The following is a 20,685-nucleotide window of genomic DNA, read 5'->3' on the forward strand; positions in this document are numbered from 1 at the left end:
GATGTGGGAGTGAGCTTTTGTGGTGAGGGGATTCATCCCCGATGGGTTGCGCAGCAGCCCCAATGCCGACCTTTGCGGTGGATCAAATCTACCGCGAGCTCTGGTTTTTGGGGGCAGCTACGCTGCCCATCGGGGATAAATCCCCTCACCACAGGGCTCGCTCCCACATTGATGCGTTTTCAACCAAGGACTTTTATGTCGCGTCGTATCTCCCCCGTCATACCCGGCTTCGGGCTGACGCTGGGCTACACCTTGGTGTACCTCAGCCTGATTGTGCTTATCCCGCTGGCGGCGATGTTCGTCCACGCCGCCCAACTCACCTGGGATCAGTTCTGGACGATCGTCACCGCGCCACGCGTGCTGGCAGCCTTGAAGCTGAGCTTCGGCACTGCGCTGTGTGCGGCGATCATCAACGGCATCATCGGTACGCTGCTGGCCTGGGTGCTGGTGCGCTACACCTTCCCCGGGCGCAAGGTGATCGACGCGATGATCGACCTGCCGTTCGCCCTGCCGACGGCGGTGGCCGGTATCGCCCTGACCGCGCTGTACACCCCGACCGGTCTGGTCGGACAGTTCGCCGCCGACCTCGGTTTCAAGATCGCCTACACCCCGTTGGGCATCACCTTGGCGCTGACTTTCGTCACGCTGCCGTTCGTGGTGCGCACGGTGCAACCGGTGCTGGCTGACATTCCCCGTGAAGTCGAAGAAGCCGCCGCCTGCCTCGGCGCGAAACCGTTGCAGGTGTTCAGCCATATCCTGCTGCCAGCGCTGTTGCCCGCTTGGCTGACCGGTTTCGCCCTGGCGTTCGCCCGCGGTGTCGGTGAGTACGGTTCGGTGATTTTCATTGCCGGCAACATGCCGATGAAAACCGAGATCCTGCCGCTGCTGATCATGGTCAAGCTCGACCAGTACGATTACACCGGCGCCACTTCCATCGGCGTGCTGATGCTGGTGGTTTCCTTCGTCCTGTTGCTGCTGATCAACCTGTTGCAGCGGCGCATCGAAACCCCATAAGGAGGCGCGAACATGTCCCAATCGTCTATTGCGGCCGCGTCCTCGGCCAACGCTGCGCGGCGTGGCAGCGCTACGTCACGGCGCGTGCTGATCGGCCTCGGCTGGCTGATCTTTTTCCTGTTTCTGGTGCTGCCGCTGTTCATCGTGGTGTCGCAAGGTCTGAAGAATGGCCTCGGCGCATTTTTCACCGCGATCTTTGAACCGGACGCCTTGTCGGCGCTGAAACTCACGGTGATCGCCGTGCTGATTTCGGTGCCGCTGAACCTGGTGTTCGGCGTCAGCGCTGCATGGTGCGTGAGCAAGTATTCGTTCCGTGGCAAGAGCATGCTGGTGACGCTGATCGACCTGCCGTTCTCGGTGTCGCCGGTGATCGCCGGTCTGGTCTACGTGCTGATGTTCGGCGCTCAGGGCCTGTTCGGGCCTTGGCTGCAGGATCATGACATCCAGATCGTCTTCGCCCTGCCGGGCATCGTCCTGGCGACGATCTTCGTCACCGTGCCGTTCGTGGCCCGCGAGTTGATCCCGCTGATGCAGGAACAAGGCACGCAGGAAGAAGAAGCCGCGCGCCTGCTCGGCGCTAATGGCTGGCAGATGTTCTGGCATGTCACCGTCCCCAACATCAAGTGGGGTCTGATCTATGGCGTGGTGCTGTGTACCGCGCGGGCCATGGGTGAGTTCGGTGCGGTGTCGGTGGTCTCCGGGCACATTCGCGGGGTGACCAACACCTTGCCGCTGCACGTTGAGATCCTCTACAACGAATACAACCACGTGGCCGCGTTCGCCGTGGCGAGCCTGTTGCTGATCCTGGCGCTCTTCATCCTGCTGCTCAAGCAGTGGAGCGAAAACCGTATCAACCGCCTGCGCGCCAGCGCCGCGGAGGAATAATTCATGTCGATCGAAGTGCGTAACGTCAGCAAGAATTTCAATGCGTTCAAGGCGCTGGACAACATCAGCCTGGACATTCACAGCGGTGAACTGGTGGCGCTGCTTGGCCCGTCCGGTTGTGGCAAGACCACGCTGCTGCGGATCATCGCCGGCCTGGAAACCCCGGATCAGGGCAACATCGTGTTTCACGGCGAAGACGTCTCCGGCCACGACGTGCGTGATCGCAACGTCGGTTTCGTGTTCCAGCACTACGCGCTGTTCCGGCACATGACGGTATTCGACAACGTCGCGTTCGGCCTGCGCATGAAACCGAAAAACCAGCGCCCGAGTGAAAGCCAGATCGCGACCAAGGTCCACGAACTGCTGAACATGGTGCAGCTGGACTGGCTGTCGGATCGCTACCCGGAGCAATTATCCGGCGGCCAGCGTCAGCGTATCGCCCTGGCCCGTGCCTTGGCGGTGGAACCGAAAGTGCTGCTGCTCGACGAGCCGTTCGGCGCTCTCGACGCAAAGGTGCGTAAAGAACTGCGCCGCTGGCTCGCACGCCTGCACGAAGACATCAACCTGACCTCGGTGTTCGTGACCCACGACCAGGAAGAAGCGATGGAAGTCGCCGACCGCATCGTGGTGATGAACAAGGGCGTGATCGAGCAGATCGGCTCACCGGGCGACGTCTACGAAAACCCGGCCAGCGATTTCGTTTATCACTTCCTCGGCGACTCCAACCGCTTGCTGCTCAGCGACGACAACCATGTGCTGTTCCGTCCGCACGAAGTGTCGTTGTCCAGGCATGAACTGGAGGATCACCACGCCGCTGAAGTGCGTGATATTCGCCCGTTGGGTGCGACCACGCGAGTGACGTTGAAGGTGGAGGGGCAGACGGATCTGATCGAGGCTGAAGTGGTGAAGGATCACGACAGCCTGATTGGTCTGGCCAAGGGTGAAACGCTGTTCTTCAAGCCGAAGGTCTGGCAGAAAGTCGCCAGTCTTTAAGATCAAAAGCTTCGCGAGCAGGCTCGCTCCCACAGGGAAATACATTCCAAATGTGGGAGCGAGCCTGCTCGCGAATACGATCTACACAGCCGCACGATTCGGATTGACCCGCACCACCCCCGCCCGCGCCTCGATCTGCTCTTTCAACTCATGCCGCATGCCGAGCAGGAACGCCACTTCGGCCACGACAAACAGCGGCCCGACAATCAGCCCGCTCACGTCATCGACGAACGCCGGTTTGCGCCCCTCATAGTGGTGCCCGACAAACTGGATCACCCAGCCAATCACGAACATCGCCAGCCCGCTGCTCAGCCAGACCATGGTGCTCTGCTGCGCCAGCGTGTGCCCGGCCCAGACCGACAGCCCCATCAATAGCGTCATCAGCACGCCCAGCTTCAGTTCCAGGCGCAGGTAAAACCACGCCGACGCCAGTGCCAGCAGCACCGCCGGAGAGATCCACAAGCCGCCCAGTGACCATTCTGGTCGCGACAGCAACACCGCCACCGCCACCACGATCAGCGGAATGCCGATAAAGTGGCTGGCGATGTTGCGCGGGTCGCGGTGGTAGGCGGCGTATTGACTGAGATGGTCGACGAGGCTTTTCATTGTTGTTCCTCCTGTAGGGTGCGTGCAGCATGCCTCGGGTTCGGCGTTCGCTCTGTCAGGCAGGCGACAATTGGGAGTGATCATGGATAAGCGTTCACGGCTGCTGACCGGGCAATGGTTCAGTCATCTGCCAGCGTCCTTTCAGGATAGTCTGCTGGCGGCGGCCCGGGAGCGGCGGCTGGCGGCGGGGCAACGCCTGTTCCAGCGCGGTGATCCGCCCTGCGGCCTGTACGCGGTGCTCGACGGCGCGATCCGAATCGGCGCGGTGAGCGAGCAGGGCAAGGAGGCGTTGCTGAGCCTGGTGGAGGCGCCGCACTGGTTCGGCGAAATCTGCCTGTTCGACGGCCAGCCACGCACTCACGATGCTTATGCGGTCGGGACGTGCACCCTGCTGAATATCCCGCAGGCCACGCTGCTGAAAATCCTCGACCAACAGCCGGTGTATTGGCGCCATCTGGCATTGCTGATGAGCCACAAACTGCGCCTGACCTTCATCAATCTCGAACAGTTGAGCCTGCTGCCGGCCCCGGCTCGCCTGGCCCATCGCTTGCTGATGATCGCCGAGGGCTACGGCGAAATCGATGCGCCACGCCGGGTGCTGCAACTGCCGCAGGAGCAGCTGGCGTCGATGCTGTCGCTGTCACGGCAGACCACCAACCAGATCCTCAAGGATCTGCAGGGGCAGGGGATTATCGGGTTGGGGTATGGCGAGATCGAGATTCTCGATGCCGAGCGATTGCGCGCGCTGTCCACAATTTGACGGGCACCTGAGATCCCCTGTGGGAGCGAGCCTGCTCGCGAAAGCGGTGGGTCATTCAACGGTGATGTCGACTGAACCGACGCCTTCGCGAGCAGGCTCGCTCCCACATTTTTGATCTGTGTTGATTCAGGAGCCGCGATAGGTCGAGAAGCCGTAAGGGCTGAGCAGCAACGGGATGTGGTAGTGCTGGTCAGTCTGCTTCACTTGGAAAATCACCGGAATCTCCGGGAAAAACGTCTCGCGCTTGTTCTTCTCGAAATACTCGCCGGTCTTGAACACCACCCGGTATTCGCCTGCCTCGAAAGGCTGTTTGGCCGGGAACAGTTCCGCGATGCGTCCCTGCTCGTTGGTGGTGCCTTGGGCCAGTGGCTGCCAGTTCTGGCCGACGTGTTTTTCCAGGGTCACGTTGACGCCCGGGGAGGGCAGGCCGTTTTCCAGATTGAGCACGTGCACGCTCAATGGATTGCCGGCGGCCAGCGCCAGGCTGGAGAAGGCACTCAGGCCGAGTGCGGCGAAGGTCATGCGCAGGGTGGTCATGGTCAGTCTCCTTAGTGGGAACGGGTAATGGTCAGGCCGGCCTTTTCGGCGGCCTTGATGGCACAGTTTTCGTCCTGCTCGCCGCCGCCGGAACCGGCCACGCCCATGGCGCCGACCAGTTCATCAGCGGCGAACAACGGAATCCCGCCACCGAGCAACAGCAGCTCATCGAGGGTGTTGAGGTTGGCGGTCTCCGGATTACTGCGGGCGCGCTCGGCGAACAGCCGGGTCGGAGTTTTCGTCGACAGTGCGGTGTAGGCCTTGCGCTGGCTGGCGACGGTGTTGTGCGGGCCGATGCCGTCGCCGCGCAGGGTCACCAGCGTGTTGCCGCCCCGGTCGAGCACCGATACCGTGGCGGTGCAATTGCTCAGTGCGGTGTCGGCCAGCAGGCGTGCGGTTTTCAGGTCGAGGTCAGCGTGGCGCGGCAGTTCAGGGGCGGCGAAAACGCTGGCGCTGAGACCCAGGGCGAGGCTGGCTGCAAGGTATTTGACGGTCATGAACAGGCTCCGAAAGCGAAGTACATCACCTTAGCCGCCGCTCTTCGTCAGAACCCCGTCAGGCGGATTACAAGTTTGTAATGGGCAACGCCGCCGAAGGCGCCTAGCCTGTGTGCTTGATCAATTGAGGTGTGCCATGCGTTTGCTGGTCGTAGAAGATGAAGCCAAAACCGCGAATTTCCTGGCCAAGGGCCTGGGCGAATCGGGATTTGCCGTGGACGTGGCGCTCAATGGCCTCGACGGACGCTATTTCGTCGAGCAGCAGGAATACGACCTGATCATCCTCGACGTGATGCTGCCGGGCCTCAATGGCTGGCAACTGCTGCAACTGATCCGCCAGCGCGGCGCCACCCCGGTGCTGTTCCTCACCGCCAAGGACGCCATCGAAGACCGCGTGCGCGGCCTCGAACTGGGCGCCGATGATTACCTGCTCAAACCCTTCGCCTTCGCCGAATTGCTCGCGCTGGTGCGCACGTTGCTGCGCCGCGGGCCGCTGCGCGAGGCCGAGTCCTACAGCATCGCCGATCTGGAAATCGACGTGCTGCGGCGTCGGGTCAGTCGCGGCGGCCAGCGCATTGCCCTGACCAACAAGGAATTTGCCCTGCTGCAATTGCTCGCCAGCCGTCAGGGCGAAGTGCTGTCGCGCACGCTGATCGCCTCGCAGGTGTGGAACCTGAATTTCGACAGCGACACCAACATGGTCGAAGTTGCAGTGCGCCGCTTGCGGGCCAAGGTCGATGATCCGTACATGCCGAAACTGATCCACACCGTGCGCGGGGTCGGCTATCAGCTGGAGGCGCCCGACGATGCGGTCTAGGTCGATCGCCTGGCGTCTGGCGCTGGCGTTCGCCGTGGTTTGCGCATTGGTGTTGAGTGCGATCGGTGTGTTTCTCTACCGCTCGCTCGACTCGGAAATCGCCTACCGCGACGACCTCGCGTTGCTCGGCCGTCTGGAGCAGGTGCGCGCCTTGCTAGCCGACAGTGACAGCCTCGGCGCCTTGCAGGCGCGGCCACGTCTCTATCAGAACATGCTCGGTAACCTCGACAGCCTGCTGTTGGTGCGGCGTGCCGATGGCTCGAACGTGATCGCGATCAACCCGCGCCAGCGCGAGCTGCCGCCATTTAACGCGATCCCCCGCGAGCACACGCCGCAGCGTCACGACGTGCTGACCTGGCAGGCGCCGGACGGCGCCGAGCTGGCGTTGTTGTCCGGTGAAGCCCAAGGGCCGAACGGAGAACCGCTGACGGTGATCGCCGGCAAGGTACTGACCGAACGTGAACAGATGCTCGCCAGTTATCGCTTGCGCCTGTACCTGGCCGTCGGGCTTGGCGCGTTGCTGGCGTTCGCGCTGGGCCTGGTTTTGCTGCGCCGTGGTTTGCAACCGTTGCGCCAGTTAAGCGCGGCGGTGCGCGGCATTGATCTGCGCAGCCTCGACCAGCGTCTGCCCACCAGCGGCACCCCCGCCGAATTGCTCGAACCGGTGCAGGCGCTCAACGGCATGCTGGCGCGGCTGGACGACAGCGTGCAGCGGCTGTCGCAGTTTTCTGCCGATCTGGCCCACGAGTTCCGCACCCCGCTGCACACCTTGCTCGCCAGCAACGGCCAGGCGCTGAATCACCCGCGCAGCACGGCGGAGTATCAAGAATTGCTGGCGTCGAACATGGAAGAATTCGAACGCCTCAAACGCATGGCTGAAAATCTGATGTTCCTCGCCCGCGCCGAACAGGCGGAGCGCGCGCTCGACTTGCAAACGCTCGATCTGCACAGCGTCGGCAGCGAGCTGTGCGATTACTTCGAAGCCTTGGCCGATGATCGCCAGTTGCGCCTGGAAAACCGGCTGCACGGCGAACTGTTGGCCGATCAGCAACTGCTGCAACGTGCCCTGGGTAATCTGCTGGCCAACGCGGTGCGTCACGCCGATGAAGGCACACTGATCAGCCTGCGCCGCCACGATGAGCCGGGCGTGTGCTGGTTACAGGTACACAACCACGGCCCGGTCATCGCGCCAGAACATCTGGGCAAACTGTTCGACCGCTTCTATCGCGTCGACCCTTCACGCGCGCAGCCTGGGGATTCCGGTGGGCTGGGGCTGGCGATCGTGCAGTCGATCATGCTGTTGCATGGCGGGCAGGTCAGGGTGAGCAGTGATGCGAGTGGCACAGTGTTTGAGTTGGGTTTTGTCCTGAGCCAATGATGCGCCGTGCAAGTATTCTGAAACTCAGCTAGAGTTTGGTGACTGGTGCATCGCATGTGATGCATTTCATTTATTTATCTATAAATGCATCGTAAACAGTGCAGGTTTGCGCAATGGAACAGATCGGCGAAGTGATCAGAAGCTTGCGCAAGGCGCGCAAACTCTCTCAGCAGGCACTGGCTCAACAATACGGCATGAGCCGCGCCACCATCTCGGGGATCGAAAACAACACGGTCTCCGAAATCGGCCTGCGCAAGGTTGAGGCGATACTCAATGGCTTCGGTTACGAGCTGGTTGCCGTTCCCCGCAAGTCCAATCGCCCAACCCTCGACACTCTGCAAAAAGTGAATTTCCATGACTGAAACGCCGGACAGGTTGCAAATCCGTGTAGGTGAGCAGGTGGTTGGGACGCTGGGGCGCGGGCAGATTCGCGACGACAGTGTGTTCAGTTATCGCGAAGATGCCAGCGCCGACAATGCGGTATCGCTGACGATGCCCACTCGCCTGGACAGCTATGGCTGGGAACATGGCATTCACCCCGTATTCGAGATGAACTTGCCCGAAGGCGCGCTGCGTGAGGAGTTGATGCGGCGCTTCAGTAAAGCCGTGCGTGGCTTCGATGATTTTGCTTTATTGGCTATCGTTGGCCCACATCAGCTCGGCCGTCTGGCAATTGCCAGCACACCGGCGACTGATCAGCCTCCGGCAACATCCCTCAGCGATCTGCTGGTGCACGATGGTGCTCAGGGGCTGTTCGAAGATCTGTTACAGACCTACGGTCAGTATTCCGGAGTGTCAGGCGTGCAGCCCAAAGTGCTGGTGCGTGACAGCGCTGCCGTGATTGATCGCCTGACTCATCGGGGCGCGACTCATCTGGTCAAGGCCTTTCGCGCCGAAGAGTATCCGCAGCTGGCAACCAATGAATATTTCTGTATGCGGGCGGCACAGCACTGCGGCCTCGAAGTGCCAACATTCGAGCTCAGCGAGCGCGGCAAATTTCTGGTGGTCGAGCGTTTTGACCTGAGCGATTCGGGGTACCTCGGTTTCGAAGACTTCTGTGTACTGAACGGGTGGCCGTCGAAAGCCAAATACGACGGTTCCTATGAAGGTGCCGCGCGGCAGATCAAGGCATTTGTTTCACCGCAGTTGCTGGGCTCTGCCTTGGAAGCGTTTTTCAAGATTGTCGCGTTGTCTGCAGGGCTGAAAAACGGTGATGCGCATCTGAAGAATTTCGGCGTGCTTTACGAAGATTGTGCAGAGCAGTCATCCGTCAGGCTCGCGCCGGCGTACGACATCATCACAACGTCGGTTTATATCAAGAGCGACAGCATGGCGCTGCTGCTGGGCGGTTCAAAAGCCTGGCCCAAGTACAAGATGCTGGTGCGGTTCGGTCGTACGGCATGCAACCTGACCGAGGCGCGTTGCAACGAATTACTGCAACAAGTGGCTCACGGCATGCAGATGGCGATCGAGGAAATGGCCAGACACAGCCGCAAGTACCCCGATTTTGCCGAAGTAGGCGAGGCGATGATCGAACAGTGGACTTCCGGCCTGCAACGCAGCTTGATCAAGGGCTGATGTTCAGCGCAACTGATCGCGAAACTGCCCCGGCGTCATTCCCGTCCAGCGCTTGAACGCGCGGCTGAAGCTGCTGGTGTCGGCAAACCCCAGCAGGTAACTGACTTCACTCAACGAACACTGCGGATCGCGCAGGTGCAGCAGCGCGAGGTTTTCGCGGCTCTCGTTGAGCAGCGTGTCGAAGCGACAGCCCTCATCCGCCAGATGCCGTTGCAGGCTGCGCAGGCTCAGGTGCAAGGCCTGAGCGATGCGTTCGGCGCTGGGTTCGCCTTCGGGCAGTTGTTCTTCGATGGCGTCGCGCACCTTGCGCTCCCAGGTCAGCGGCTGGAGTTGGGCCATCGTGCGTTTGAGCACCGCTTCGTTGTGTTCGGCCAGTTCCGGGTTGGCGTCGTCGAGGTGGCTGTCGAAGTCGGCGAGGGCGAACTCCAGGCGATCTTCGGCGCAGGAGAAATGCACCGGGGCGCGGAACACCTTGTGCCACTGATGCGCATCGGACGGTTCCGGTCGGCGCAGGTACACCGCCAGCGGCGCGTAATCGCGACCGAGGCGATTACGGCAGGTGCGTACGTAGATCGCGGCAAACGCGTCGATGGCTTCGAAGGCCGGCGCCGGATTGCCTGACGGAATTTTCAGACGAAACAGATAGCGGTCATCGCTGCGGCTCAACTCCAGTTCCAGCGCATCGCTGACCACCGGGTGATAACGCACGATGCGTTCGAACACTTCGCGCAGACTGCCGCTGGCCACCAGCGCATAACCCAGCGCATGGAACGTGGTCGGGCTAACGAAGCGCGACACTCGCAGGCCGATCGCCGGATCCCCGCTGAACTGCACTGCCAGTTGCCACAGGCGCGTGGTGCCGGACAACGGATAACGCGCGTTCGGGTCGTCCATCAACTGCGGATCGAGTCCGGCCTGTTGGCACAGGCCGAGACTGTCCAGCCCCAGCGCATCGAGTTGCTTGCGCAAGGCACGGGTCCAGCTGGCGAGCGAGGTCGGTTCCTTCATGCTGATTGGCGCTTCCGGTCAACAGGTTGGCGTTCACGGCTACCATTAATAAAGCGTTCGCAGGGCAGGATGCGAACATCAATAACCAGAGGATGGAAGCATGGACCGTACTTCTGCAAGTCCCCAGCGACACAATGCTGCTCAGCGATCAGCGCATATTCGCGAAGTGGTGCTGGCCAAGGGCGTCGAGTTGCGTCAGCGCTATCCGATTTTGCAACACCAGGACGCCCTCGGCGCGGGGATTCTGGCCTTCGCCCTGGCCGGGATGATCGGTTCGGCGACGCTGTACATCACGGGTCACATGGCATGGTGGGTGTGCCTGCTGCTGAATGCGTTTTTCGCGTCCTTGACCCACGAGCTGGAGCACGACCTGATCCACAGCATGTATTTTCGCAAGCAGCGCGTGCCGCACAACCTGATGATGGGCCTGGTGTGGCTGGCGCGGCCGAGCACGATCAACCCGTGGATCCGCCGCCATCTGCACCTCAATCACCACAAGGTCTCCGGCACCGAAACCGATATGGAAGAACGCGCGATCACCAACGGCGAACCGTGGGGTTTTGCGCGGTTGCTGATGGTCGGTGACAACGTGATGTCGGCGTTCATCCGCATGCTAAGGGCCAAGACCTGGGCGCACAAAATCAACATCATCAAGCGCACGCTGAAAGTCTATGCGCCACTGGCGCTGGTGCATTGGGGCGCGTGGTACGTGTTCCTCGGCTTCCATGCGGCGAATGGCATCGCCTACCTCATGGGTTCGCCGATTGAATGGTCGGCGACCACGCTGTCGGTGATGCAGGTGATCGACATCGCGGCGGTGGTGATCATCGGCCCGAACGTGCTGCGCACCTTTTGCCTGCACTTCATCAGCTCGAACATGCATTACTACGGCGATATCGAGGCGGGCAACGTGCTGCAGCAATGCCAGGTGTTGAACCCGTGGTGGTTGTGGCCGTTGCAGGCGTTCTGCTTCAACTTCGGCAGCAGCCACGGGATTCATCATTTTGTGGTGAAGGAACCGTTTTACATCCGGCAGATGACCGTGCCGGTGGCGCACAAGGTGATGCGCGAGATGGGCGTGCGGTTCAATGATTTCGGCACGTTCGGGCGGGCGAACCGGTTTGTTCGCAGGGATGAGTTGGTGCCGGAAGAGGTGCGCACTGCCCGGGCTTGATGGCTGAGTTTGAGGGCCTATTCGCGAGCAGGCTCGCTCCCACATTGGATCGTATTCGCAAATCCAGTTTGTGGGAGCGAGCCTGCTCGCGAAAGCGATCTATCAGGCAACCTCAATCCGGCTGAAACGGCGAAGCACTGAGAATCACCCCGGTCTCCTCCACATACTGCTGCCAATGCCCTATCAAGCTGTTGAGCTTGTCCGGCTGATGCGCCGCCAGATCATGAATCTCCCCCGGATCCCTGCTCAAGTCATAAAGCTGCCAGGTCGCCGGCCCCACCGGCCCGGGGATCCACACCGCTTTCCACGAGCCCTGACGAATCGCCCGCCGCCCAAACAGCTCCCAACCGGTGACGGTGTGCTCGTCATGCACCTGCGCCGTCTCGCCGGACAAAAAGCCCAGCCATGATTTACCGCGCAGCGGCGCCACCGGTTTGCCGTGCCATTGCTTGCCCGGATGACGCACGCCGGCCAGATCGAGAATCGTCGGAGTGATGTCCATCACCGTGCCAAAGCCGTGGCTGATCTGCCCTTTGATCGGCAGTTGCGGATAGTGCAGCAGCGCCGGTACGCGAATCCCGCCTTCAGTGGTGAACGCCTTGAACAGCCGTGACGGCGCGGTCGCCACCTGCGCCCAGCTCGGCCCGTACCAGACATAGGAATTGGCACGACCGATGTTGTCGAGGCTGTTGTCGTAATGCTGATTTAGGTAGGTCAGCAGTTCCGGGCCGAACTTGGGAAACGCCTCCAGCAGTGCGCCCTCGGCACCGTTGTCGGACATGAACAGGATGAAGGTGTTATCGAGTTGGCCCTGCTGGCGCAGGTAATCGACCACCCGGCCGATGTTCCAGTCCATGCGCTCGACCATCGCCGCGTAGACCTCCATGGCCCGCGCGGAAATCTGCCGTTGCTCATCACTCAGCGCGTCCCATTGCGCATTCAGTTGAATCAGTGGATGCGGCTCGACATCCGGCTCGATGAGGCCCAGCGCCTTGAGTTTTTCCAGGCGCTCCAGACGCAAGACTTCGGGCCCGGCGTCGTAACGGCCACGGTATTTTTCGACTACCTCGGCCGGTGCCTGCAATGGCCAGTGTGGTGCGGAGAAGGGCAGGTAGGCGAAGAATGGCCGGCTCTGATCGCGCTCCTTGAGGTACTGCAGCAGCTTGTCGCCGAAGGCATCCGACGAGTAGAAATCCTTGGGTAATTTGTCGATAAAGGTGTCGTCTTCGATGTACAGCGCCGGAGTCGATTTCAGCAGGCCAGGGGTGTGTTCATCGTAGGTCGGCTCGAAACCATAATGGTTGGCCGCACCCGGCAGCAGCGAGAACGAACGCTCGAAACCACGGGCCTGCGGCGCCAGTTCAGCAGTCAGGCCGAGGTGCCATTTGCCGCTCATCAAGGTTTGATAACCGGCCTCGCGCAGCAGCTCGGGCAGGGCCACAACGCGGTCGTTGAGATAGCCTTCGTAACCCGGTTTGCCGATCAACTCCGGGGTCAGCGCTTCGGCCATGGTGCCGATGCCGGCGATGTGGTGGTCGGTGCCGGTCAGCAGCATCGAGCGGGTTGGCGAGCAGGTCGGCGCGGTGTGGAAATCGGTCAGGCGCAGGCCGTTATTGGCCAGGGCATCGAGGTTCGGCGTGGCGATTTCGCCACCGAAGGCGCCGATGTCGGAAAAGCCGAGATCGTCGGCCAGAATCACCAGAAAGTTGGGGCGTTGCGGCATCGAAAAGCTCCTCTCAGCAGGCAATGAACGACAGCGGCAGATCGCGGATCTGGACCGGCAGGCTCGGTTGGTAATGGTCGTCACTGGTCAGTTCGTGCAGCAGCTCTTCACGCAACTGATGGAAGTCGAAACTGCTGCGCTGACGCGGGTGCGGCAGGGCGATGTCGACGACTTGCTTGATCCGTCCCGGACGCGGCTCCATCACCACCACGCGATCGGCGAGAAAGATCGCTTCTTCGACGTCGTGGGTGACGAGGATCGTGGTGATTTTCGCCCGGTCGCGGATCGCCAGCAGCTCGTCCTGCATTTGCTGACGGGTCAACGCATCGAGCGCGCCGAACGGTTCGTCGAGCAGCAGAATCCGTGGGCTGGCGACCAGTCCGCGAGCAATCGCCACGCGCTGGGCCATGCCGCCGGAGAGCTGGTGCGGATAGGCGCGGGTGAAATCGCGTAGGCCGACCAGATCGATGAAATCGTTGATGCGCTGCTGCTTTTCGGCGGTGCTCAGCGGCTCGTTGACCAGGCCCAGACCGATGTTGTCGGCCACGGTCAGCCACGGGAACAGCCGATGCTCCTGAAACACGATGCCGCGCTCGCCGCCGATGCCGCTGACCGCTTTGCCATCGACGCTGATCTGCCCGCGAAACTGCGTATCCAGACCCACCAGCAAACGCAGCAAGGTGGATTTGCCGCAACCGCTGGACCCGACGATGGCGACAAATTCGCCCTCGGCGATGTCGAGGTTGAATTCGCGAATCGCCTCCAGTTCGAAACCGTCGACGTCGAAGGATTTGCCTACATGGGTGAAGCTGACAATCGGTGTGTTCATGCGTGTCTCCAGCGAGTAGCGCGAATTTCCAGGCGTTGGCCGATGAGGTTGAGCAGGGCGCCGGTGAGGCCGACCAAAAGCATCCCGGCCATGATCAGATCCATGCGTAGCAGTTGTTGGGCGCCGATCATCTGGCTGCCGATGCCGCCGTTGGACGGCATGAAATATTCGGCGCCGATGGTGCCGAGCCAGGCGTAGATCAGACTCAGGCGCAGCCCGGCGAAAATCCCCGGCGCCGCACCCGGAAGCACCAGACGACGCAGGCGCTGGCCGAGGTTCAGGCGCAGCACCTGCGCGGCTTCGTTGAGTTGTGGCGAGAGGTTGGCGACGCTGCGCTGGGTGGCGATGAACAGCGGGAAAAACGCGGCGAGGGCGACGAACACGCACTTCGCCAATTCACCCAATCCGAACCACGCGGTGAGCAGCGGCACCCAGGCGAAAATCGCGATCTGGCGAATGGCGGCGAGAGTCGGGCCGAGCAGCCGTTCGCTGGTGCGCGACAGACCCAGCAACAGGCCGAGGGCGAAACCGAGTCCGCCGCCCAGCAGCAAGCCGCCAAGGGTACGACCGAGGCTCAAGGCCATGCCGCTGATCAGCGTGCCGTCGAGCAGACCGTTCCTGGTCGTTTCCAGTACCGCCAGCGGGCTGACCAGAATATTCACATCGACCCACTGCTGATCGCTCGCCACTTGCCACAAGCCGATCAGGCTCAGCGGCAACAGCCACGGTTGCAGCCGTTGCCAGCTTTGATAACGTGGGCCTCGGCGGATTTCCGCAGTCGCCGGGTGCGGCCAGTGCACCAGTTTGCGGTCGAGAAAACCGATGCCGCGATCCATCGCCACACCGAGTACACCGATGACCACGATGCACACGAACACGATGTCGAGCATGAACAGTTGCCGTGCCCAGACCATCAGGTAGCCGATGCCTTCGCTGGACGCCAACAGCTCCACCGCCAGCAATGAAGTCCAGCCAGCGGCCAGGGCCAGGCGCACGCCGGCCATGAACGCCGGCAGTGCAGCGGGCAGCACCAGGCGCCGGATCAGCAAATACGACGGCAGGCGCAATACGGCGGCGGCTTCGCGCAGTTTCGGTTGCGCATCACGAACGCCGACCAGGGTGTGCAGGGTCACCGGCACCACGATGGCCTTGATCAGCACCACCAGTTTCAGCACTTCGCCGATGCCGAAAAACACCATGAACAGCGGAATCCACGCCAGCGTCGGTACCTGTGCCAGACCGGCGAACGTCGGGAAGACCAGGCGTTCGAGACGCCGGCTGAAGCCCAGCGCGGCACCCAGCAGCGCACCAGCTGAGATCCCTGCCAGCAAGCCCCAGAGCAGACGTTGCAGGCTGATCCACAAATGACTCCACAACTCGCCTTGGGACAGCTCGATGGCGCTGTTCCACACCAGCGATGGCGCCGGCAGGATCTGCTCGCTCATCCATTGATTGCGTGCGGCCAGCCACCACAGAGCGAACAGGCTGATCGGCAACAGCCATGGCAACAGACGTTGGTTGAGGCTCGGCCACGCGCGCCGGCTTTTCAGAGGTGGCGCGGGCAGCGGCAGGCTGAGCAGGGAATCACGGGCCATGGGTGACCTCCGTTGTCGGGTTGCATGGCGAACCGCTGTGCCTGTGTGGGAGTGGGCTTGCTCACGAAGACGGAGTGTCAGGCACCGATGATGGTGAATGACACGGCCTCTTCGCGAGCAAGCCCGCTCCCACAATTGGCTAGCGGTGTATGCAAAATCGATCTATAAAAATTCAAATCAATTCTATTGAGAGATAAGCCAGACCATTTAAGGCTTGCAGCGCGACGCGCATCCAATGCATTCGAAGAATATTTTCGATGCTGTTAATGCATACGCCGCTGCAGCCCGCGTGATTTCACGCTTAGCGCTAAAGGCTATAAAAATGTGCATTTATAGTATTTAAGCGAAGGTCATGCTTCGGCCTACTTTCGGCTCCTCAACGCCTGTCGTGATCTAGGAGCCGTACCCATGAACCTTCCCTTCAAACGAGTCTTCAGTCTGTTTGCCATTCCGGCACTGGCGGGCCTGCTGGCGTTTAACGCGCAGGCTGACGAACTCAAGGAAATCAGGATCGCCGTGCCTGACCTGAGCGCCGGCACCCAGCACAGCGGCGGCGGTGTGGTGGACGTGCTGCGTGACCAGCAGATCTTCGAAAAAGCCTTCGCCGATCAGGGCATCAAGATTCAGTGGAGCTTCTTCAAGGGTGCCGGGCCGGTGATCAACGAAGCGTTTGCCAATGGTCAGGTCGATCTGGCATATCTGGGCGACCTTGCGGCGATCATCGGCAAGTCCAATGGCCTCGACACGCGTTTGCTCAGCGCCAGTGCGCGTGGGGTGAAACAGTATCTGGGCGTGGTGCCGGGGTCGGGGATCAAGACACTGCAGGATCTGAAGGGCAAGCGCGTGGCGATCTTCCGTGGCACCGCCACGCAGCTGTCGTTTGATGCGGCGCTGGCCAGTCAGGGCTTGAGCGAGAAGGATCTGAAAGTGATCAATCTCGACTTCAGCGGGGCGGTCGCGGCATTGGCGGCGAAACAGATTGACGCGTCGTGGGGCAGTTCAGGGCTGACGGCGCTGCAAGCCAAGGGGCTGGCGGAATTGCCGCTCAATACCAAGGATCTGGGTGGCGCCGGCAGTGTGCAGTCAGTGCTGGTCGGCACCGGCAAGTTTGTCGACGGGCACCCGGAGGTCGTGGCCAAACTGCTGAAGGCGCAGCAGCAGGCGGTGGAGTGGCTGACCCAGGACAGCAACAAGGACGCTTATGTGCAACTGGTGTCGGGGCTGGCGAGTTATCCACCGGTGATCCTGACCCAGGACCTTCAAGATCAGAAACTCAGCGAAGTGTTCCCGTCGACGCTGGACCCGGTGTTCCTCGGCAAGTTGCAGGACTCGGTAGACCTGGCGGCGCAGCAGAAGCTGATTCGCAAGCCGTTCAAGGTCAGTGATTGGGTGGCGCCTGAACTGGCGGCGGCCAAGCTCTGAATCTCCAGTGTCTGGACGGGCCTTTTCGCGAGCAAGCCCGCTCCCACAGGGATCTTCAGTGAACACAGATTTTGTATTCACAACGATCCCCTGTGGGAGCGGGCTTGCTCGCGAAGGCGTCCTCAAACCGCGACACTGATTGCCTGTTTATCCACCGCCACCAACGTCTCGATCATCTCTCTGGCTGCCGGCGACAAGCGAAATCCTGTGCGACTGACAATCCCGCAGCGCGCGTTCATGCTCTCCAGATTCTGCGGCAGATTGCGCCAGTGCAGCAGCGCCAGTGAACCCTGGGCAATGTCCTCGTAAAACGCTTCTTCCGTACCGATGCCGATGGCATTCGATTGCAGCACCACTTTCACCAGCGCCGGGAAATGCTCGGTCTCGATGGTCGGGGAAAAATCGATCCGGCCGCTGAGGTTCGCCAGCAGTTTGCGAATCCCTGGCGGGATCAGCGTGGTCGCCAGCGGGTAGTCGAACATGTCGTTGGTCGACAGGCTTTCCTTGGCCAGCAGCGGATGCCCGGGTCGGCAGAAAAACACCCCGCGCTTGGGCGTCAGGGCCTGGGTCTGGAAGTTCGGGTCGGCTTCGAAGTGGCGGATGTCGGCGATGAAGAATTCGATCTCTTCACGGCTCAGCGCACGGCTGAGTTTTTCCCAGTTATCCACCTGAAAACAGGTGCGCACTTTCGGGTGCGCGTTGATGAATTGCGCCACCGCGTCCGGCACCAGTTTCACCGCCGGGGCCGGGCCGCAGCCGAAGTGCAGTTCTCCGGCATCGAGCTTGGTCATCTGCGTCACTTCCGCGCTGAGCAGCGCCGCGCCTTGCACCAGGGTCAGGGCGTGTTGCAGCACCACCTGGCCTTCGGGTGTCGGGCGCAGATCCTTGTTGCCGCGATCCACCAGCACGCAGCCGAACTCCTGCTCCAGCCCTTGAATGCTGCGGCTGAACGCCGGTTGAGTGATGCCCATCGCGTCCGCCGCACGGACAAAACTGCGGTGTTCGTTGAGGGCGATGAAGTAGCGCAACTGGCGAAGATCCATATGCTTTTCCGGCATCCTAAAAATAGCTCGAAGGCATTTGCGACGAGGGTTGCTTGAGGTTTTAAATGCAAGCTCTTATTCCGTCAACGAAGCATGTGAATATCTATTAGATGTAAATGGAATATAGATAGAGCGATGTTTCGCTGCCGCCTAACCGCAAGCAGTCGATGAGGGTCTACCCATGAGCAATGCCGCACTCGCTGTAAAACCTGCTGTCCACGCGTTGGAAATCCATCCGGTGGCCGGCCGTATCGGCGCCGAGATTCGTGGCGTGCACCTGTCCGGTGAACTGGACGCCGCCACGGTCGAAGCCATTCAGCAAGCGCTGATCCAGTACAAGGTGGTGTTCTTCCGCGAGCAGACCCAGCTCGACGATCAGCGCCAGGAAGCCTTCGCCCATCTGCTCGGCGAGCCGGTGGCGCATCCGACCGTACCGGTGCGTGAAGGCACGCGTTATCTGCTGGAGCTGGACGGGGCCGAAGGCCAGCGCGCCAACTCCTGGCACACTGACGTGACCTTCGTCGACGCCTACCCGAAAGCCTCGATCCTGCGCTCGGTGGTGGCGCCGGCCTTCGGTGGCGACACGCTGTGGGCCAACACCGCGACCGCCTACAACGAACTTCCGAGCGAGCTGCGTGAGCTGGCGGACAAACTGGTCGCCGTGCACAGCAATGAATACGACTACGCCGGGGCCAAGCCGGACGTGTCGGCGGAGAAGTTGGAGCGCTATCGCAAGGTCTTCACCTCGACTGTCTACGAGACCGAGCATCCGGTGGTGCGTGTGCATCCGATCAGCGGCGAGAAAAGTTTGTTGCTGGGGCACTTCGTCAAACGCATCAAGGGGTATTCGCAAGCCGATTCGGCGCACCTGTTCGGCCTGTTGCAGAGCCATGTGATTCGTCAGGAAAACACCGTGCGCTGGCGCTGGAAGGCGGGTGATGTGGCGATCTGGGATAACCGTTCGACCCAGCATTATGCGATTGATGATTACGGCACTCAGGATCGTATCGTGCGGCGGGTGACGCTCAAGGGTGAGGTGCCGGTTGGGGCATCGGGGCAGCGTAGTCAAACCATTAAAGGCGCGGATATCGTCGGCGTTTGATAAGGCCCCATCGCTCGCAAGCCAGCTCCCACAGAGATTTGTGTTGGACACAAAGGATGTGAACAACGCAAAACCTGTGGGAGCTGGCTTGCCAGCGATGCTTTTAACTACCACACACCGATTTGCACGACCTTCTCGGTCTCCGGCTCGCCATAGCGAAACCGCTGTCCACGCAAATCAATCTCCTGATGACTGATCGTGGTCCGCCGCTTCAACCCGCGCACCCACTCGAACAGATACCCCGCATGCTCTTCGCGCACCGCCGCGTAGGCCGGATCCTCACCCAGATCGCGCAACTCCTGCGGATCATTCAACAGGTCAAACAGTTGCGGCCGGAAGCCGTCGTACGCCAGGTATTTCCAGCGCTCGCTGCGCACCATGGTCATGCGGCAGCGGTCGATCGGCTGGCCAAGTCGCTCGCGTGCCGGGGCCTGAAAGGCGTAGTCGTATTCGCTGATCGCGTAGCGACGCCAGTCGGGATTTTCGCCGTGTAAAAGCGGGATCAGCGAGCGCCCTTCCAGCCGATGTTCGGCGCCCGGCAAGCCCAGTGCCTGGAGAAAAGACGGCAAGGCATCAATGGTTTCCGCCAGCCGCTCATCCACCGTGCCCCGAGTGATGTCCGCTGCGGCGCGCGGGTCGCGCACGATCAGGGGCACGCCCACTGCCTGTTCCAGCAAAAACTCCTTCTCGCCCAGCCAATGGTCGCCGAGAAAGTCGCCGTGATCGCTGGTAAACACGATCAACGTGTCATCCCAACGTCCGTTGCTCTGCAGAAAATCGAACAGCCGCCCGAGTTGATCATCCACCTGCTTGATCAGACCCATGTAGGTGGGGATTACATTCAATCGTACTGAGTCACGGGAGAAGTTGAGGCTTTCCTCATGCTGGCGAAACGCCGTGTATACGGGGTGTTTGCTGGCTTCGGAGGGCGTCGCGCGGACCGGTTCGAGAATCGATTTCGTACTGTACAAGGCGTGGTATGGCGCCGGTACGATGTAGGGCCAGTGCGGTTTGATGTAGGAGAGGTGTAAACACCAGGATTTCTCACCTTGCTCGGTGATGAAGTCGATGGCTCGATTTGTAGTGTAGACAGTCTCTGAGAACTGCTCGGGAATTCGCGCTGGCAAATGCGCATGACGCATCTGCCAGCCGCTGAGGATTTCGCCGTTCTCGCCTTCGGCGGCGTTGGCCCAGTCGTGCCAGGGGTTGCGCCCGTCGAAGCCCTGCTCGCGCAGGTAATGGGTGTAGGGCGCGGATTCGCGTTTGTCGTCGAACAACGGGTCGTCGGGGAAGATCCCGTCGTGACGAAAGTACGGTTCGAAACCGACCTCGTTGAGCACCTCGGCCTGCGCGCTGTCCGGGTTGATCGCCAGACGCTGCAGGGCATCGACATTGGCCGTGGCGTGGGTCTTGCCGACCAGCGCGGTGCGGATGCCGTGGGGGCGCAGGTAGTCGCCGATCGTCAGTTCTTCCAGCGGCAACGGCACGGCGTTCCACGCGACCTGATGGCTGCTGACGTAGCGCCCGGTGTAGGCCGACATCCGCGACGGGCCGCAGATCGTGCCCTGGGTGTAAGCGCGGCTGAAGCGCACGCCAGCGGCGGCCAGGCGATCGATGTTCGGCGTGTGCAGATGCGGATGACCGTAACAGGACAGGTAATCGCGGCGCAGCTGATCGCACATGATGTACAGCACATTGCGCACAGGGTTTTGCGGGTTGGACAT

The 20,685-nt window shown here is 61.2% G+C and carries 20 protein-coding genes; 11 read left to right on the forward strand and 9 right to left on the reverse strand.

The window, feature by feature from the left end:
* Positions 1-195 precede the first annotated feature (195 nt).
* The 3 genes from cysT to HDC30_RS19765 are packed head-to-tail and all read left to right on the forward strand — an operon-like array spanning position 196 to position 2,892.
* Positions 196-1,014, forward strand: a complete 819-nt coding sequence (cysT, locus tag HDC30_RS19755) for a sulfate ABC transporter permease subunit CysT (RefSeq protein ID WP_183784509.1) — start codon at positions 196-198, stop codon at positions 1,012-1,014.
* A gap of 12 nt (positions 1,015-1,026) precedes the next feature.
* Positions 1,027-1,899: a sulfate ABC transporter permease subunit CysW gene (gene cysW / locus HDC30_RS19760; RefSeq protein WP_003220512.1), complete on the forward strand. Its 873-nt coding sequence runs from the start codon at positions 1,027-1,029 to the stop codon at positions 1,897-1,899.
* Positions 1,900-1,902: 3 nt separating this feature from the next.
* Positions 1,903-2,892 carry a sulfate/molybdate ABC transporter ATP-binding protein gene (locus HDC30_RS19765; protein WP_115988479.1) on the forward strand — a complete coding sequence of 330 codons (990 nt, stop codon included), beginning with the start codon at positions 1,903-1,905 and terminating at the stop codon, positions 2,890-2,892.
* 81 nt (positions 2,893-2,973) lie between these two features.
* Here HDC30_RS19765 and HDC30_RS19770 read toward each other — a convergent pair whose 3' ends face one another.
* Positions 2,974-3,498, reverse strand: a complete 525-nt coding sequence (locus HDC30_RS19770; protein ID WP_096796908.1) for a DUF962 domain-containing protein — start codon at positions 3,496-3,498, stop codon at positions 2,974-2,976.
* Between the two features lie 82 nt (positions 3,499-3,580).
* Between HDC30_RS19770 and HDC30_RS19775 the strand changes: the two genes are divergently transcribed.
* The gene (locus HDC30_RS19775; protein WP_183784511.1) at positions 3,581-4,258 is read left to right on the forward strand and encodes a Crp/Fnr family transcriptional regulator; all 678 of its coding nucleotides are present in this window, start codon (positions 3,581-3,583) and stop codon (positions 4,256-4,258) included.
* A gap of 126 nt (positions 4,259-4,384) precedes the next feature.
* Here the strand turns inward: HDC30_RS19775 and uraH are convergent, their stop codons facing one another.
* Positions 4,385-4,795 (reverse strand): hydroxyisourate hydrolase, encoded by a 411-nt coding sequence (gene uraH, locus HDC30_RS19780; RefSeq protein ID WP_097086822.1) that lies wholly within the window; start codon positions 4,793-4,795, stop codon positions 4,385-4,387.
* Positions 4,796-4,806: 11 nt separating this feature from the next.
* Positions 4,807-5,292, reverse strand: coding sequence for a heme-binding protein (locus tag HDC30_RS19785; protein WP_183784513.1), 486 nt, complete (start codon positions 5,290-5,292; stop codon positions 4,807-4,809).
* Positions 5,293-5,428: 136 nt separating this feature from the next.
* Between HDC30_RS19785 and HDC30_RS19790 the strand changes: the two genes are divergently transcribed.
* The 4 genes from HDC30_RS19790 (at position 5,429) to HDC30_RS19805 (ending at position 9,065) form a co-directional block, all read left to right on the forward strand.
* Entirely contained in the window at positions 5,429-6,109 is a 681-nt protein-coding gene (locus tag HDC30_RS19790) for a heavy metal response regulator transcription factor (RefSeq protein ID WP_183784515.1), read from the forward strand.
* Positions 6,099-7,487 (forward strand): heavy metal sensor histidine kinase, encoded by a 1,389-nt coding sequence (locus HDC30_RS19795; protein WP_183784517.1) that lies wholly within the window; start codon positions 6,099-6,101, stop codon positions 7,485-7,487. The genes HDC30_RS19790 and HDC30_RS19795 overlap by 11 nt, the downstream gene beginning before the upstream one ends.
* Before the next feature lie 113 nt (positions 7,488-7,600).
* On the forward strand, positions 7,601-7,849 hold the full coding sequence (locus tag HDC30_RS19800; protein WP_007963482.1) for a helix-turn-helix domain-containing protein: 249 nt from the start codon (positions 7,601-7,603) through the stop codon (positions 7,847-7,849).
* Positions 7,842-9,065 carry a type II toxin-antitoxin system HipA family toxin gene (locus HDC30_RS19805; protein ID WP_183784519.1) on the forward strand — a complete coding sequence of 408 codons (1,224 nt, stop codon included), beginning with the start codon at positions 7,842-7,844 and terminating at the stop codon, positions 9,063-9,065. Before HDC30_RS19800 ends, HDC30_RS19805 begins: the two co-directional genes overlap by 8 nt.
* Before the next feature lie 3 nt (positions 9,066-9,068).
* Here the strand turns inward: HDC30_RS19805 and HDC30_RS19810 are convergent, their stop codons facing one another.
* Entirely contained in the window at positions 9,069-10,073 is a 1,005-nt protein-coding gene (locus tag HDC30_RS19810; RefSeq protein WP_007963478.1) for an AraC family transcriptional regulator, read from the reverse strand.
* A 100-nt stretch (positions 10,074-10,173) separates the two neighbouring features.
* Between HDC30_RS19810 and HDC30_RS19815 the strand changes: the two genes are divergently transcribed.
* Positions 10,174-11,247 carry a fatty acid desaturase gene (locus HDC30_RS19815; RefSeq protein WP_183784521.1) on the forward strand — a complete coding sequence of 358 codons (1,074 nt, stop codon included), beginning with the start codon at positions 10,174-10,176 and terminating at the stop codon, positions 11,245-11,247.
* Between the two features lie 112 nt (positions 11,248-11,359).
* Here HDC30_RS19815 and HDC30_RS19820 read toward each other — a convergent pair whose 3' ends face one another.
* Genes HDC30_RS19820 through HDC30_RS19830 form a run of 3 tightly spaced genes read right to left on the reverse strand, consistent with a single transcriptional unit; the run spans position 11,360 to position 15,394 of the window.
* Positions 11,360-12,970 carry an arylsulfatase gene (locus tag HDC30_RS19820; protein ID WP_183784523.1) on the reverse strand — a complete coding sequence of 537 codons (1,611 nt, stop codon included), beginning with the start codon at positions 12,968-12,970 and terminating at the stop codon, positions 11,360-11,362.
* Between the two features lie 13 nt (positions 12,971-12,983).
* Complete coding sequence (locus HDC30_RS19825) at positions 12,984-13,799, reverse strand: ABC transporter ATP-binding protein (protein ID WP_183784525.1); 816 nt, start codon at positions 13,797-13,799, stop codon at positions 12,984-12,986.
* A complete protein-coding gene (locus HDC30_RS19830) occupies positions 13,796-15,394 on the reverse strand; it encodes an ABC transporter permease (protein WP_183784527.1) in 1,599 nt (532 codons plus the stop codon). The genes HDC30_RS19825 and HDC30_RS19830 overlap by 4 nt, the downstream gene beginning before the upstream one ends.
* A gap of 408 nt (positions 15,395-15,802) precedes the next feature.
* Between HDC30_RS19830 and HDC30_RS19835 the strand changes: the two genes are divergently transcribed.
* Positions 15,803-16,816: an ABC transporter substrate-binding protein gene (locus HDC30_RS19835; RefSeq protein ID WP_027611160.1), complete on the forward strand. Its 1,014-nt coding sequence runs from the start codon at positions 15,803-15,805 to the stop codon at positions 16,814-16,816.
* A 122-nt stretch (positions 16,817-16,938) separates the two neighbouring features.
* Here the strand turns inward: HDC30_RS19835 and HDC30_RS19840 are convergent, their stop codons facing one another.
* Positions 16,939-17,859 carry a LysR family transcriptional regulator gene (locus tag HDC30_RS19840; RefSeq protein WP_027611161.1) on the reverse strand — a complete coding sequence of 307 codons (921 nt, stop codon included), beginning with the start codon at positions 17,857-17,859 and terminating at the stop codon, positions 16,939-16,941.
* Between the two features lie 181 nt (positions 17,860-18,040).
* Here HDC30_RS19840 and HDC30_RS19845 point away from each other — a divergent pair, with 181 nt between their 5' ends.
* Positions 18,041-18,961 (forward strand): TauD/TfdA family dioxygenase, encoded by a 921-nt coding sequence (locus HDC30_RS19845; RefSeq protein WP_182403364.1) that lies wholly within the window; start codon positions 18,041-18,043, stop codon positions 18,959-18,961.
* Between the two features lie 107 nt (positions 18,962-19,068).
* On the opposite strand, the gene HDC30_RS19850 is transcribed toward HDC30_RS19845, so the two are convergent.
* Positions 19,069-20,685 carry an alkaline phosphatase family protein gene (locus tag HDC30_RS19850; protein WP_183784529.1) on the reverse strand — a complete coding sequence of 539 codons (1,617 nt, stop codon included), beginning with the start codon at positions 20,683-20,685 and terminating at the stop codon, positions 19,069-19,071.

The organism is Pseudomonas sp. JAI115, from assembly GCF_014200835.1.
GTDB classification, from domain to species: Bacteria; Pseudomonadota; Gammaproteobacteria; order Pseudomonadales; family Pseudomonadaceae; genus Aquipseudomonas; species Aquipseudomonas putida_A.

Bases quoted from the DNA above. Each gene is read 5' to 3' on its own strand.
- cysT (WP_183784509.1), top strand. From the start codon at position 196: ATGTCGCGTCGTATCTCCCCCGTCATACCCGGCTTCGGGCTGACGCTG.
- cysW (WP_003220512.1), top strand. From the start codon at position 1,027: ATGTCCCAATCGTCTATTGCGGCCGCGTCCTCGGCCAACGCTGCGCGG.
- HDC30_RS19765 (WP_115988479.1), top strand. From the start codon at position 1,903: ATGTCGATCGAAGTGCGTAACGTCAGCAAGAATTTCAATGCGTTCAAG.
- HDC30_RS19770 (WP_096796908.1), bottom strand. From the start codon at position 3,498: ATGAAAAGCCTCGTCGACCATCTCAGTCAATACGCCGCCTACCACCGC.
- HDC30_RS19775 (WP_183784511.1), top strand. From the start codon at position 3,581: ATGGATAAGCGTTCACGGCTGCTGACCGGGCAATGGTTCAGTCATCTG.
- uraH (WP_097086822.1), bottom strand. From the start codon at position 4,795: ATGACCACCCTGCGCATGACCTTCGCCGCACTCGGCCTGAGTGCCTTC.
- HDC30_RS19785 (WP_183784513.1), bottom strand. From the start codon at position 5,292: ATGACCGTCAAATACCTTGCAGCCAGCCTCGCCCTGGGTCTCAGCGCC.
- HDC30_RS19790 (WP_183784515.1), top strand. From the start codon at position 5,429: ATGCGTTTGCTGGTCGTAGAAGATGAAGCCAAAACCGCGAATTTCCTG.
- HDC30_RS19795 (WP_183784517.1), top strand. From the start codon at position 6,099: ATGCGGTCTAGGTCGATCGCCTGGCGTCTGGCGCTGGCGTTCGCCGTG.
- HDC30_RS19800 (WP_007963482.1), top strand. From the start codon at position 7,601: ATGGAACAGATCGGCGAAGTGATCAGAAGCTTGCGCAAGGCGCGCAAA.
- HDC30_RS19805 (WP_183784519.1), top strand. From the start codon at position 7,842: ATGACTGAAACGCCGGACAGGTTGCAAATCCGTGTAGGTGAGCAGGTG.
- HDC30_RS19810 (WP_007963478.1), bottom strand. From the start codon at position 10,073: ATGAAGGAACCGACCTCGCTCGCCAGCTGGACCCGTGCCTTGCGCAAG.
- HDC30_RS19815 (WP_183784521.1), top strand. From the start codon at position 10,174: ATGGACCGTACTTCTGCAAGTCCCCAGCGACACAATGCTGCTCAGCGA.
- HDC30_RS19820 (WP_183784523.1), bottom strand. From the start codon at position 12,970: ATGCCGCAACGCCCCAACTTTCTGGTGATTCTGGCCGACGATCTCGGC.
- HDC30_RS19825 (WP_183784525.1), bottom strand. From the start codon at position 13,799: ATGAACACACCGATTGTCAGCTTCACCCATGTAGGCAAATCCTTCGAC.
- HDC30_RS19830 (WP_183784527.1), bottom strand. From the start codon at position 15,394: ATGGCCCGTGATTCCCTGCTCAGCCTGCCGCTGCCCGCGCCACCTCTG.
- HDC30_RS19835 (WP_027611160.1), top strand. From the start codon at position 15,803: ATGAACCTTCCCTTCAAACGAGTCTTCAGTCTGTTTGCCATTCCGGCA.
- HDC30_RS19840 (WP_027611161.1), bottom strand. From the start codon at position 17,859: ATGGATCTTCGCCAGTTGCGCTACTTCATCGCCCTCAACGAACACCGC.
- HDC30_RS19845 (WP_182403364.1), top strand. From the start codon at position 18,041: ATGAGCAATGCCGCACTCGCTGTAAAACCTGCTGTCCACGCGTTGGAA.
- HDC30_RS19850 (WP_183784529.1), bottom strand. From the start codon at position 20,685: ATGTCCAACCCGCAAAACCCTGTGCGCAATGTGCTGTACATCATGTGC.